Origin of the sequence: Pseudoxanthomonas sp. LjRoot125, assembly GCF_964252705.1 — a bacterium.
Lineage (GTDB): Bacteria > Pseudomonadota > Gammaproteobacteria > Xanthomonadales > Xanthomonadaceae > Pseudoxanthomonas_A.
In genome coordinates, this window is the sequence record NZ_CAXUOY020000001.1 from 1,718,901 (window position 1) to 1,730,445 (window position 11,545).

Below are 11,545 nucleotides of genomic sequence, written 5' to 3' on the forward strand. Positions count from 1 at the left end.
GATTATTAAGGGAAAACGTCTTGCATTCGTGACCTGATGGTGCTTGAATCCGCGGCATGAGCCCGGGGATGCCCACCACCGTCATGCTGCGCGCCGCCTTCGCGGGGCTGCTGGCCGTGCTGCCTGTGTCGCTCTGGGCGGGTGAAGTGACCGGCGTCAGCCTGGCGCAGGGCGCCACCGGCACGCGCGCCGAGATCCAACTGGCCGGCGCGGGTCAGTACAAGACCATCAGTCTGAAAGGCCCTGATCGGCTCGTGGTGGACCTGCCCGCGTCGAAGGCGCGCGCCGGCCTGCGCCTGCCGGCACCGGCCGGCATCGTGCGCGCGGTGCGCACGGGGCAACCCGATGCGAACACCCTGCGCATCGTCTTCGACCTCGCCTCGCCGGTGGCCGCGCTCAATCCGCGCATGGAACAGGCCGGCGACGCCTCGCGCCTGGTGATCGAATGGCCGGGCGATGGTGCTGCCCCTGCCGCCCCGACGCAGACGGTGGCAAGCGCACCGACGGCCGTGACGACGACGGCACCCACCGCGACCTCCCCATCTCAGGCGCAGGCCGATGCCGCACGCGCGACCGCGCTGCTGACGGCACAGGTGGCGCAGGCGGGCCAGGCGCCTGCCACGTCGCCCCCTGCGAGCACGTCCAGTGCAGCGCCGTCGCCGCAGGCCATCCTCAACGGGCAAGCGACCACGGCTGTCGTCACGACGAATTCCGGCAACCCGCCGCCCACCTACACGATCGCGACGGGCCAGCCGACCCCGATGCCGGGTTCGACCGCAGCGACTGGCGCGCCCGACGCGACCGTCGTTGCGCCGTCGCCGGTCGTCACCGCCGGCATGCGTCCGCTGGTCATCGCCATCGATCCGGGCCACGGTGGCCAGGATCCCGGTGCCATCGGCCCGAGCGGTCGCTACGAAAAGCACGCGGTGCTGGCCATCTCCAAGGAACTGGCGCGCCAGATCAATGCCACGCCCGGCATGAAGGCGTACCTGGTCCGCGATACCGATGTGTACGTCGAACGCCCGCAGCGCGCCCGCAAGGCCCGCGCGGCGAAGGCCGACATGTTCGTCTCCATCCACGCCGATGCGGCAGAGAACCGCAGCGCCTGGGGCTCGTCCGTCTACGTGCTGTCGCTGCGCGGCGCCTCCTCGCAGCACGCGCGCTGGCTGGCCGACAAGGAAAATGCCTCCGATCTGGTCGGTGGCGTCCGCCTGACCAAGGACACCTTGTCCAACGTGCTGCTGGACCTGGCCCAGAGCGGCCACATGAAGGCCTCGCAGGACGCGGCGGGGCACGTGCTGACCTCGTTGAAGGACCTGGGCAAGACCCACAAGCCGCAGATCGAGTTCGCCAACTTCGAAGTGCTGCGCAATTCCGACATGCCGGCGATGCTGGTGGAGACGGGCTTCATCTCCAATGCGGACGAGGAAAAGCGCCTGTTCGACCCCGCGCATCAGCGCAAGGTGGCGGGCGCGGTGCTGGACGGCATCCAGTCCTACTTCACCCGCCAGCCCCCGCCGGGCACGCTGTTCGCGGCGCGCGCCCAGGCCGAGGCCGAGGCACGCAGTGTTGCGGCAGGCGGAGCCGCTGGCGCGCCCTGATCGCGCGTTCGCTCGGCTATCATCACGGCTGAATCCCCCAGACGGTGCGTCTTGCGCCGCCAGCACGTGCCGATCCGCCAACTCCCCGACACCCTGATCAACCAGATCGCCGCAGGCGAAGTCGTCGAACGCCCCGCGTCCGTCGTCAAGGAACTCGTGGAAAACGCGCTGGACGCCGGTGCGCGCCGCGTGGATATCGATCTCGAAGAAGGTGGCGTCCGCCTGATCCGCATCCGCGACGACGGCGGCGGCATTGCGCCGGAAGAACTGCCGCTGGCGGTGTCGCGCCATGCCACCAGCAAGATCGCCTCGCTGGATGACCTCGAAGCGGTGGCGACGCTGGGTTTCCGAGGCGAAGCGCTGCCGTCGATCGCGTCGGTCAGCCGGTTCTCGCTGACCTCGCGCCGTGAGCAGGATGCGCATGGCGCCTCGCTGCAGGTGGACGGGGGCAAGCTTGGCGAGGTGTCGCCCAAGCCGCATGCGGTCGGTACCACGGTGGAGGTCCGCGAGCTCTTCTACAACGTGCCCGCGCGGCGCAAGTTCCTGCGCGCCGAACGCACGGAGATGAGCCACATCGAAGAGTGGTTGCGCTCGCTGGCATTGGCGCGCCCCGACATCGAACTGCGCGTGTCGCACAACGGTCGTCCCTCGCGGCGCTACAAGGCGGACGAACTCGAGTCGCTCGCGCGCCTGGACGAAACCTTGGGCGAAGAGTTCGCCCGCAGCGCGCTGCGCGTGGATCATGCGGCCGCCGGTCTGCGCCTGCACGGGTGGATCGCGCAACCCAGCTATTCGCGTGCCAGCGCCGACCAGCAGTATGTCTACGTGAACGGGCGGTCCGTGCGCGATCGCAACATCGCGCACGGCGTGAAGATGGCGTACCAGGACGTGCTCTTCCACGGTCGCCAGCCCGCGTACGTATTGTTCCTCGAACTCGACCCCACGCGCGTCGACGTGAACGTGCACCCCGCCAAGCACGAGGTCCGTTTCCGCGACACGCGGCTGGTGCACGATTTCGTCTATCGCACGCTGCACGAGGCGCTCGCGGAGACGCGCGCGGGTGTCGTGCCGCAGGACACCGTGGCGTCGTCCTTCGCCGTGCGCCCTGCCGGTTCGATTCCGTCGGCCTGGATGCCGACGCAGCAGTCACCGTTGGGACTGTCGGTGGCGGAAGCGCCGGCCGCCTACGCTGCGCTGTATGCGCCGGCGACCGAGGCGTCGCCGGGCGCCATGGCGAACTATCCCGCGCCCACCATGCCGGCAATGCCGGCGAACGATCCGGACGGCGTGCCGCCGCTGGGTTTCGCCATCGCCCAGTTGCACGGCATCTATATCCTCGCCGAGAACGCCGACGGTTTGATCGTCGTCGACATGCATGCCGCGCATGAGCGCATCGGCTACGAAAAATTGAAGCACGCGCACGACGGCATCGGATTGCGCGCGCAACCCTTGTTGGTGCCGCGCGTGCTGGCCGTCGCCGAGCGCGAGGCGGACGTGGCGGAACGTGAAGCCGGTACGCTGGCCCTGCTGGGTTTCGACATCACCCGCGCCGGACCGCAGTCGCTGAGCGTGCGCAGCATTCCGGCGCTGTTGTCCAATGCCGATCCGGAAGCGCTGTTGCGTGACGTGCTCGCCGACCTGCGCGAACATGGCGAGAGCCGCCGGGTAGCGGCCGCGCGCGACGAACTGCTGGCGACGATGGCGTGCCACGGCGCGGTGCGCGCCAATCGCCGCCTCACGCTGCCTGAAATGAACGCCCTGTTGCGCGAGATGGAAATCACCGAGCGCTCGGGGCAATGCAACCACGGCCGCCCGACCTGGGCGCGCTTTTCCTTGAATGAGATTGACCGCTGGTTCCTGCGAGGACGCTGACATGGGGATGAAGACAGGATGGCTGGGGATGGCCATGCTGCTGGGTTTGCTGGTGGGGTGTGGCGATGCGGACGAGAAAGCCGGTGCGGCCGGCAACGTCGTGGACGCACGCTTCCTGGCCGACAACACGGCATGGCGTGAGCAGCGCAAGAACGAACTGGTCGCAGCGGATGGCTGGACCAGCCTCGTGGGCCTGCACTGGATCGAACTGAAATCGCACTTCATCGGCAGCGGTCCCGCCAGCGGCATCAAGCTGGTCGTCGGGCCGCCCAAGATGGGCATGATCACCCAGCAGGATGGCCGCATCTTCTTCACGCCCGAGCGCGGCGTGGACCTGACGCTCAATGGCGAGCCGCTGAAAGGCCGTGTCGAACTGCAAAGCGATCGCGATGCAACGCCGGGCGTGATCGGTTTCGACGAAGGCAAGGGCGCGCTGTCGGTGATCGAGCGCGGCGGCCGCCATGCCCTGCGCGTCAAGTACGCCGATGCGGAATCCCGCACGCAGTTCGTCGGCCTGGACTACTGGCCCGCGCTGGAAAGCTGGCGCATCGAGGGCCGCTACATTCCGCATCCGCCGGGGAAGACGCTGACCATCGTCGATGTGATCGGCGTGGCGAACGAGTCGCCCAATCCGGGCGCGGTGGAGTTCGAGCGCGACGGCAAGACGTTCCTGCTCGAAGCGCTGGGCTCGGCGGATGGTCCGTTGTTCTTCGTGCTCGCCGACCGCACCAGCGGGCACGGCAGCTATCCGGCCGGGCGCTTCCTCGATGCCGAAGCGCCGCGCGACGGCAAGGTGGTGCTCGACTTCAATCGCGCCTACAACCCGCCGTGTGCGTTCACGCCGTACGCCACGTGCCCGTTGCCGCCAGCGGAGAACCGCCTGGACCTGCTGGTAGAAGCAGGCGAGAAGGCGTACGCCAAACCGATCAAAGTGCTTTGAGGAAGGAACCGATGAAGTTGCACATGCTGCTGAAATCCCTGGTCGCCATGGGCCTGCTCGCCAGCGCCTCCGTGCTGGCCGCGGATACCGCCAAAGCCCCCGCCGCGCCGGTGCCCTTGTTGTGGAAGGTGTCGGACAAGGACAACGCGGTGTACCTGCTCGGGTCGTTCCATCTGCTCCGGCCTAGCGACTATCCGCTGTCGGGCGATGTGGAAGCGGCGTTCGCCGATGCGGAGCGGTTGATGTTCGAACTGGCGCCGGCGGAGATGCAGTCCACGGCCGTGCAGCAGCTGATGCTGCAGGCGGCGCTGCGCAGCGATGGCAAGACGCTGCAGCAGGAACTGGATGCAGCGACTTGGACGCGGCTTGAGGCGTGGACCGCCAAGAATGGTATGCCGATCGTGGCGTTCAACAGCTTCGAACCCTGGTTCGTCGGGCTGACCATCAGCATCGTGGAGATGACCCGGCAGGGCCTGGATCCGAAGCTGGGCCTGGACAACCACTTCATGGACAAGGCCAAGGCAGCGGGTAAGCCCACGGCAGGGCTGGAGCTCGCCCAGGAACAGATCGGCGTGCTCGACGGCATGGATGCCGCGGAGCAACGCCAGTTCATCATCGAGGCGCTCGACCAGGCCGCCAAGGGCTCGGTGGAAACCGAACGCCTGCATGCCGCATGGCGTCGTGGCGACGCCGAAAGTCTCTGGACCGGCATGGCGGCGGACATGAAGCGCCAGTACCCGCGTCTCTACACGCGCATCAACGTGGAGCGCAATGACGCGTGGGTGCCGAAGATCCGGCAGATCCTCGATCAGCCGGGCGACGACGATGCGCTGGTCGTCGTTGGCGCGCTGCATCTGCTGGGCGAAGATGGGGTGGTCGAGAAACTGCGCGCGCGCGGCTACAAGGTGGAGCGCATCTGTTCCGCCTGCAAAGCGGGAACCCGCTGACATCGGTCCCGCGGCATCACGGCGCCGCGGGCACCATTTCGATGCAATCCACGGGGCATGCGGGCACGCACAGCTCGCAGCCCGTGCACAGTGCATCGATGACCACGTGCATGTGCTTGGCGCCACCGATGATGGCATCCACGGGGCAGGCCTGGATGCACTTGGTGCAGCCGATGCAGTCTTCTTCCACCACCACGGCCACGATGGGTGGCGCGTGCGTGCCACGGTTGCGATCGTAGGGGCGCTCAGGCACCCGTAGCAGGTTCGCCAGCGCACGCGCGCCGGCATCGCCGCCCGGCGGGCAATGGTCGATGCCCGCTTCGCCGCGGGCCATCGCTTCCGCATACGGCCGGCAGCCATCGAAACCGCACTGGCCGCATTGGGTCTGCGGCAGCAGGCGGTCGAGGCGTTCGACGAGCGCGGCGTCCATCGCCGTCATGATGCGCTGGGCGTCAGCGCACCGGCATGCCGGGCAGGGCGCCGGCATCCGCGTCCAGCAGCGCCAGCGCGCCACCGTCAAAGCCGGCCGACAGGATCATCCCTTCGCTCAAGCCGAAGCGCATCTTGCGCGGCGCAAGGTTGGCGATGAACACCACCTTGCGGCCGACGAGTTTTTCCGGCTCGCCGTAACTGCCGCGGATGCCGGAGAAGATCTGCCGCTGGCCCAGATCACCGGCATCCAGCAGGAAGCGCAGCAGCTTGTCCGAGCCCTCCACGAAGCCGCACTCCAGCACCTGGCCGACACGCAGGTCGAGTTTGGCGAAATCCTCGATGCCGATGGTGCCGCCCGCGTCCTTCGCGTCAGTCGGGGCGGGCGCCGCCTTGGCCTCCGCTTTCTTCTCGGGTGCGGCAGGTGCGGGCACGGCGGCGAGGGTGTCTTTGGAGGCGTCGGTCATGGCGTCGATCAGTTTCGGGTCGATACGGGTGAACAGGGGCGAGTAAGGCTGGATGGTGTGCGCTTGCAGCGGCGCGGCGACGTCCGCCCAGGTTTCGACGGGCGCGCCGAGGAAGGCTTCGGCTTCCGCGCTCGTGCGCGGCAACACCGGTTTGAGCGCGGCGGCCAGGATGCGGAACAGGTTCAGGCCCTGTGTGCAGACCGCCTGTAGTTCGGCGTCGGCGCCTTCCTGCTTGGCGATCACCCAAGGCTTTTTTTCGTCGATGTACTTGTTGGCTTCATCCGCCAGCGCCATCGTCAGGCGCAGCGCGGTGGCCGGTTCGTTGCGTTCGTAGGCGTCGGCGATCGGGCCCAGCGCGTCGACGAAGCGCTGGTACATGGCGGGATCGGGCAGGACATCGGCCAGCTTGCCGCCGAAGCGCTTGTCGACGAAGCCGGCGCAACGACTGGCCAGGTTGACGAACTTGCCGACGAGGTCCGCGTTGACCCTCGCGATGAAGTCGCCGAAGTTCAGATCGAGGTCGTCCACGCCGCCGGAAGACTTGGCTGCGTAGTAGTAACGCAGCGCTTCCGGTTCCAACCCGGTATCCAGGTAGGTGCGCGCCATGATGAAGGTGCCGCGCGACTTCGACATCTTCGCGCCATCCACGGTCAGGTAGCCATTGACGTGCAGGCGCGTGGGCGCGCGGTGGCCGGTGCCTTGCAGCACGGCGGGCCAGAACAGGCCGTGGAAGTTGACGATGTCCTTGCCGATGAAATGGTGCAGCTCCACCTCGGTACCGGAAGCCAGGTGCGGTTCGAAATCGAGGCCGCGCTCGGCGCACAGGTTCTTGAAGCTGCTCAGGTAGCCGATCGGTGCGTCGAGCCAGACATAGAAGTACTTGCCGGGCGCACCCGGGATCTCGAAGCCGAAGTAGGGCGCATCGCGCGAGATGTCCCAGGAGCGCAGGCCGCCTTCGGCATCCAGCCACTCGCGCAGCTTCGCCTTCACGCCCGGCACGGCGACGTCGCCGGCCAGCCATTCGCGCAGGAACGCCTCGAAGCGGCCGACGTCGAAGAAGTGGTGTTCCGAATCGCGGATCTCCGGGGTGCTGCCGGAGAGGATGGACTTCGGTTCCTTGAGATCGGTCGGCGCATAGGTGGCGCCACAGACTTCGCAGTTGTCGCCGTACTGGTCCGCCGAACCACAGTTGGGACAGATGCCCTTGATGTAGCGGTCGGGCAGGAACATGCCCTTGGCCGGGTCGTAGAACTGCGCCACGGTGCGGCGGCTGATGTGGCCGCCGGCGTCCAGCCGCTGGTAGAACGCTTCGGTCAATTCGCGGTTGGCCGCCGAGTTGGTCGAGTCGTAATGGTCGAACGCCACGCCGAACGCGGCAAAGTCGCGCTCGTGGCCTGCCTGGATGTTCGCGATGAAGGCTTCGGGTGTCACCCCGGCCTTCTCGGCGGCCAGCATGATCGGTGTGCCATGCGTGTCGTCGGCGCAGACGAAGTACACCGTATCGCCCCGCATCCGCCGCGCGCGCACCCAGATGTCGCCCTGGACATAACCCACCAGATGGCCCAGGTGGAGCGGGCCGTTGGCGTAGGGCAGGGCATTGGTGACGAGGGCGGTGCGGCTCATGAGGGGCTTCGTGACGGGGGTTCGCGATTATCGCATGGACCCGCAGCGGCCCTTCCGACGCCCGAAACGCAGCGGGCCCGGCATGACCGGGCCCGCAGGAATCGTTGGCGCGTGAAGCTTACTGGCGGATCCAGGTCTGCGACTTGCAGATGAAGGCGATGCAGCCGGACACCTCCAGCTTCTTGCCGCCGTCGATCAGCTCCATCTTCGACTTGTACACCTTGCCCTCGTCGGGCTTGAGGATCGTGCCGCCGGCGTAGTCGCCGCCACCCTCGGCCTTCATGCCGCGGATGATCTCCATGCCGGTGATCGGCTTGTTCTTGCGATCGTCCTTGCACTTGTCGCAGGTCGGGTTGGGCTTGCTCGGGTTGATCAGTTCGATGATGCGCCCGCTGATTGCGCCGTTGGCGGCCTGGGTGATCTCGACATAGGACTTGGGCTTGCCGGTCTCGCTATCGATGGTCTTCCAGCGGCCCACCACCGGGTCGGCGGCGGAGGCCACCAGCGACAGGGCCATCAGCGGGGCGGCCAGGCAGATGGCCATCAGGGTCTTGCGCATGTTCCCCTCCCAGGGATGTAGGTCAGGCCCGCCGGCGACGCCGACGGGATGCGGCAGTTATACCGCATCCGCCGGCGTATGGAAGAAGCCTGTTCAGCCGTCCTTGCGGGTGCCGAGACCGCTTTCGTCGGCCTCCGGCGTCTCGGGTTCTTGCGCGTCGATTTGCGGGGCGGCGGCGGGGATGCGGGATGCAGGGGGAGGGGTGCCAGGCACCTGTTCGACACTGCCCACGGACACGCGCCCGATGCGGGGCTTCATCCAGATATCGTCGTGCCAGGCCTGGTATTGCTTCGGATCCCAGTAGCGATCGTCGTAGAACTTGCTGCCGTCGATCGGTATGAAGCCGCCCGGACCCGGGATGTAGATCTGCAGATTGCCTGTGAAGCCCGTGCGGCTGCCGGTCGACCTGCGCTTTTCGCGCCTCAGTACGTTGGCGAGGCGTGGCTGCGCTGCTTCGTCGCCGAACCGGGCGTAGATGGCCTGGCCTTCCTCCACCGCGCGGGCGCGCTCTTCCGCGCTGAGTTGTTCCCAGTAGCGTTCACGCAGGCCGAGGAATCCCATGTAGCCGCGCTCTGACGCCAGGTCCATCCAGGCGTACGCCAGTGCGCGATCCTGCGTCGTGCCCTGGCCCGTCCACAGCATTTCGCCCACCATGCCTTGGGAGGGTTTGTCGCCGTAGTAGGCGGCGCGCTGGTAGAAGCGGAACGCCTCTTCGAATTCGCCGGCCTTGAAGCGCTTGAGCCCCAGCAGGCGATAGCGCAGGTCAGGATGCCCGGTCAGGAAGCCCGCGCTGAGCATCATCGCGTCGCGGGTGGGGTCGGATGGTGGCTTGTCCGCGCGCGCCTCGAGTGGGGTGGCCACGGCAACTGCGAGCAGTAGGAGAAGTGGGATCGTCCTGAGGTGGCCCATGTGCACTCCGACACGTGTGTTGACGGTTGAATCCGCAGTGTGACCGGCGCTACTGCGCCGGTCACGTCTCGGAAGTCATGGGCGAGACACCATGGGATGCACGCTCGATCGGTCTGCTATTTCGCGTCGGCAGCGCCTGCGCTGGCCTTGCCGCCGATGTGTCGGTCGAAGAAGGACAGCATTTCGGTATACAGCTTCACCCGGTTGTCGACATCGTAGAAGCCGTGCATCTCGCCGGACTGGATGATCATTCCCTCCGGTGCGTTGCCGGCGGCGATCAGTGCCTTGTTCATCAGTTCCGTCTGCTCCGGCGGCGTCCGGACGTCGCGGGCACCCGCGGCCAGATAGACCGGGATCTTCACTTCTGCGGCGCGTCGTGCCGGGGAGTTTTCGGCCCACACTTTCTTGTCGGAACCGTGCGTACGGCGCAGATAGCGTTGGCCGGACTCGGTGCTTGGAATGTCTCCCTTCTCGAACATCATTTCCACGTCATACACGCCGACGTAGCCGAAGGTGCACTTGAACATTCCAGGTGCTCGGATAGGCGCCATCAGCGAGGAGTAGCCGCCGAAACTGCCTCCATAGATGCAGATGCGGTCCTTGTCTGCGTGCCCTTTCTGGATCGCCCACTGGGTGGCGTCGATGATGTCGTTCTGGATGCCCTGGCCCCACTGCTGGTGTCCCGCATTCTGGAAGCCGCGGCCGTAGCCGCCGGAACCGCGATAGTTCACCTGCAGCACGGCGTAGCCGCGGCTTGCGAACAACTGCGTTTCGCCACTGAATGCCCAGTCGTCGCGAGGGCCGATGGGGCCGCCATGCGGGTTGACGATGAGGGGCAGGTTCTTGCCGTTCGAACCGTTGGGAATCGTCAGGTAGCCATGGATGCGCTTGCCGTCGCGCGCCACGAAATTGAAGGGCATGACCGACGCCATCTTCGCGGGGTCCAGCTGGGGCAGCCGCTTCATCAGGAAGCGCGCCTTGCCGGACTCGCGATCGTACAGATAGAGCTCGCCCGGATTATGGTCGCTGTAGACGCTGACGATGATCTTCTTGCCATCCGTCGTGTAGCTAGAGAAATCGACCATCTGCCCTTCGAACGCGGAGGCGAGCGAAGCATAGAGCTCGGCGTCGGGATGCGCCTCGTCGATCAGTTTGACGGCAGGTGCCCCGGCCTCGGTGACCACGCTGATGAGCGCCGTATCGTCGGTCGACCAGATGAGGTTGCTGATCTGGGCCACCGGGTCCTGGAACAAGGGTTTGAACTCGCCGGAGGTGGTGTCCAGCGTGCCCAGCGCGGCGGGCGCCACGCCATCGTCCTGGCTGACGTACACGGTGCCGTTGCGGTTCGTATGGACGACGCCGAGATGCTTGCCGCCGGACTTGGACGCGTTCACGAGCGTCCAGGCACGTCCGTCGCGACGATAAAGCTCGGTGCGTTCGTCGAACTCGCCATCTTCGTTACGGCTGGAAGAACACACGGCGAAACGCGCCTGCTTGTTCTCGTCCAGCGTAACGTTGCAGTTTTCCTTGGGCGCACGGCCGAGCGAGGTGCGGCGGCCATTGAAGACGTCGAGCTTGACGAGTTCGGTGCCCGCGCCCTCGCTGGAACGTGGCGAACGCACGTCCATGATGACGAACTGGTCGTCGTCACGCAGCGTGTCGACGAGGCTGAAGCGTTCGGAAGTGACCGTCTTCGCGCGCTGGGTGGTGTCCTGGGTGCCGTAGAAAATTAAGGGACGAGGCTGAGAGCCGTCCGCGTTGACGGCGAACCATTCGCCCGTGCTGAAGGGCTGGGCGTAGCCGCCCATCTTGCGTACTGCGCTGAACATCAGACGATTCGGGCTGACCCAGTCAAAAGAGCCGACGCTCTTCTTGTCGGGCAGCTGGCTGACGTTGAGGATCTTCAGGTCGCTGGTCCGCATCGTCGTGAGGACGTCCTGATCGCCCCTGTCCACGGTGATGGCCAGATACTCCCCGGTCGGCGAGATCTTCGCGGTACTGAAGGCTGCGTGGCTGACGAAGTCGCGGACCGGTTGCGGCGATGCGGCGTGCGCATCGGCAACGGTCACGGCCAGTAGACCGGCCAGGACGAGCAATGCTCCTTTTTGCATCATCTTGAGCTCCTTGGTGGCGGCGCGCCGCCTTCGATGGTCATGAGGGCGTCGCCGCTGAGGCCAGGGCGACGCCAGAAGTAAAAG

At 66.5% G+C, this 11,545-nt stretch carries 9 protein-coding genes; 4 read left to right on the plus strand and 5 right to left on the minus strand.

The window, feature by feature from the left end; genetic code table 11:
* Positions 1 to 56 precede the first annotated feature (56 nt).
* From ACSION_RS07900 to ACSION_RS07915, 4 genes are all read left to right on the plus strand, one after another.
* Complete coding sequence (locus ACSION_RS07900) at positions 57 to 1,601, plus strand: N-acetylmuramoyl-L-alanine amidase (RefSeq protein WP_435305566.1); 1,545 nt, start codon at positions 57 to 59, stop codon at positions 1,599 to 1,601.
* 66 nt (positions 1,602 to 1,667) lie between these two features.
* Positions 1,668 to 3,473: a DNA mismatch repair endonuclease MutL gene (gene mutL / locus ACSION_RS07905; protein ID WP_435306682.1), complete on the plus strand. Its 1,806-nt coding sequence runs from the start codon at positions 1,668 to 1,670 to the stop codon at positions 3,471 to 3,473.
* Position 3,474: 1 nt separating this feature from the next.
* Complete coding sequence (locus ACSION_RS07910) at positions 3,475 to 4,413, plus strand: DUF1684 domain-containing protein (protein ID WP_435305567.1); 939 nt, start codon at positions 3,475 to 3,477, stop codon at positions 4,411 to 4,413.
* 11 nt (positions 4,414 to 4,424) lie between these two features.
* Entirely contained in the window at positions 4,425 to 5,360 is a 936-nt protein-coding gene (locus ACSION_RS07915; protein WP_435305568.1) for a TraB/GumN family protein, read from the plus strand.
* 16 nt (positions 5,361 to 5,376) lie between these two features.
* Here the strand turns inward: ACSION_RS07915 and rnfB are convergent, their stop codons facing one another.
* The 5 genes from rnfB to ACSION_RS07940 all read right to left on the minus strand — a co-directional run bounded on the left by rnfB (position 5,377) and on the right by ACSION_RS07940 (position 11,461).
* The gene (rnfB, locus tag ACSION_RS07920) at positions 5,377 to 5,799 is read right to left on the minus strand and encodes an Rnf electron transport complex subunit RnfB (protein WP_435305569.1); all 423 of its coding nucleotides are present in this window, start codon (positions 5,797 to 5,799) and stop codon (positions 5,377 to 5,379) included.
* A 13-nt stretch (positions 5,800 to 5,812) separates the two neighbouring features.
* Positions 5,813 to 7,879 carry a methionine--tRNA ligase gene (gene metG, locus ACSION_RS07925; RefSeq protein WP_435305570.1) on the minus strand — a complete coding sequence of 689 codons (2,067 nt, stop codon included), beginning with the start codon at positions 7,877 to 7,879 and terminating at the stop codon, positions 5,813 to 5,815.
* A gap of 118 nt (positions 7,880 to 7,997) precedes the next feature.
* Positions 7,998 to 8,438, minus strand: coding sequence for a DUF2147 domain-containing protein (locus ACSION_RS07930; RefSeq protein WP_435305571.1), 441 nt, complete (start codon positions 8,436 to 8,438; stop codon positions 7,998 to 8,000).
* 93 nt (positions 8,439 to 8,531) lie between these two features.
* Positions 8,532 to 9,299, minus strand: a complete 768-nt coding sequence (locus ACSION_RS07935; protein WP_435305572.1) for a sel1 repeat family protein — start codon at positions 9,297 to 9,299, stop codon at positions 8,532 to 8,534.
* 164 nt (positions 9,300 to 9,463) lie between these two features.
* Positions 9,464 to 11,461 (minus strand): alpha/beta hydrolase family protein, encoded by a 1,998-nt coding sequence (locus tag ACSION_RS07940; protein ID WP_435305573.1) that lies wholly within the window; start codon positions 11,459 to 11,461, stop codon positions 9,464 to 9,466.
* Between the last annotated feature and the right edge of the window lie 84 nt (positions 11,462 to 11,545).

Coding starts and splice junctions, on each gene's coding strand:
- ACSION_RS07900 (WP_435305566.1), top strand. CDS start 57: ATGAGCCCGGGGATGCCCACCACCGTCATGCTGCGCGCCGCCTTCGCG.
- ACSION_RS07910 (WP_435305567.1), top strand. CDS start 3,475: ATGGGGATGAAGACAGGATGGCTGGGGATGGCCATGCTGCTGGGTTTG.
- ACSION_RS07915 (WP_435305568.1), top strand. CDS start 4,425: ATGAAGTTGCACATGCTGCTGAAATCCCTGGTCGCCATGGGCCTGCTC.
- rnfB (WP_435305569.1), bottom strand. CDS start 5,799: ATGACGGCGATGGACGCCGCGCTCGTCGAACGCCTCGACCGCCTGCTG.
- metG (WP_435305570.1), bottom strand. CDS start 7,879: ATGAGCCGCACCGCCCTCGTCACCAATGCCCTGCCCTACGCCAACGGC.
- ACSION_RS07930 (WP_435305571.1), bottom strand. CDS start 8,438: ATGCGCAAGACCCTGATGGCCATCTGCCTGGCCGCCCCGCTGATGGCC.
- ACSION_RS07940 (WP_435305573.1), bottom strand. CDS start 11,461: ATGATGCAAAAAGGAGCATTGCTCGTCCTGGCCGGTCTACTGGCCGTG.